General features: G+C 66.7%; 1 protein-coding gene. It reads right to left on the bottom strand.

Annotated features, from left to right (window positions below; genetic code table 11):
• Positions 1-50: 50 nt before the first annotated feature.
• The gene (locus tag MJ603_RS18425; RefSeq protein WP_243065222.1) at positions 51-1,235 is read right to left on the bottom strand and encodes an IS481 family transposase; all 1,185 of its coding nucleotides are present in this window, start codon (positions 1,233-1,235) and stop codon (positions 51-53) included.
• Positions 1,236-1,266 lie beyond the last annotated feature (31 nt).

Below are 1,266 nucleotides of genomic sequence, written 5' to 3'. Positions count from 1 at the left end.
TGTCTTGAGTCGCGACATAGGTGACATCTGAGTCGCGACATGGGAGACGTTCATGAGCGAGAGCCCGGCCATCGGCCGGGCTCTTTGTTTTGGTTGCGCCAGTAGGTGCGGTTGGGCTCGATGAGGTGGGTGGAGAGGACTTCGCCGGTGATGAGGTCGATGACGGTGATGGTGGCCTGGTCGCCGAGGGCGATGACGCGGCGTCGGGCGTGTTCGGTTCCGATACCGAGGTGGTGCATTCTGCCGGCGCGGCGGATGCTCATCTTGCCTTTGGTGTCGAGCTGGTCGTAGCGGATGCGGAAGTCGCCTGGTGCGGTGGCGCCGGGGGCTGGTTGGGCTTTGGGGGTGGCGCGGTAGGCGGCTGCGGGTGTGGTTCTGTCCCGGGCGCGGTGGGGTCGTCTCTCGTTGTAGTGCTCGCGGAGCTGGTCGAGCTGCTGCTGCAGTTCTGCGGCGGTGTGGGCTCGTGGACGGGCGGCGAGGTAGCGTTTCTGGGTCTGATGGAACCGCTCGATCTTGCCCTGGGTCTGCGGGTGGAAGGGTGAGCCGTTCTTCTGGGTCACGCCCAGTAGTGGCAGGAGGTACTCGAAGGCGTTGCGTCCGCCTCCGTGGCGGGCGGTGTAGACGCGGCCGTTGTCGGTGAGGGTGGAGGCGGGGATGCCATGGGTGTCGGTGGCGGCCAGGAAGCTCGTGACCACGTCGTTGCCGGTCACGGGTTGGTGGGCGGTGCAGGAGATCAGGTAGCGGGAGTGGTCGTCGAGCCAGTTGAGGATCTCGATGTCGGTGCCGTCGGCGAGTCTCCAGTGGGTGAAGTCGGACTGCCATGTCTCGTTTGGTTGGGCGGCTTCGAAGCGGATGTAGGAGCTGCGGGGTCGTTTGCGGGGTTCGGGGGTGACGAGGTTCGCCGCGGTGAGGATGCGGCGGATCGTGGAGGTGGACGGGGCGGTCACGCCCTCCTGCTCGAGATGCCAGGCGATCGTGACGGGGCCTGCGTCCAGGCCATTCGCGGTTAGCTCCGTGCGCAGTCTGATCACCTGCTCGCGCACGGTCTCGCTCGTGCGCTGCGGGCTCGTCTTCGGTGCCCTCGAGCGCGGGTCGACAGCCTCGATGCCGCCCTCGCGGTAGCGGGCGAGGAGCCGCTGGAGATGCTGCCGGCTCATCCCGTACTCGGCTGCCGCCGCGGTCGCGGACAGCTGCTTGGAGACGACTTTAAGCACAGCGACACGGTTCTTCGACACCCGCCAGCCTGTCGCATATGTCGCGACTCAC

Origin of the sequence: Humibacter sp. RRB41, assembly GCF_022761015.1 — a bacterium.
Classification (GTDB): Bacteria; Actinomycetota; Actinomycetes; order Actinomycetales; family Microbacteriaceae; genus Humibacter.
Note: the sequence above shows the minus strand (reverse complement) of the source record. Positions and strands in the feature narration are given on the sequence as shown.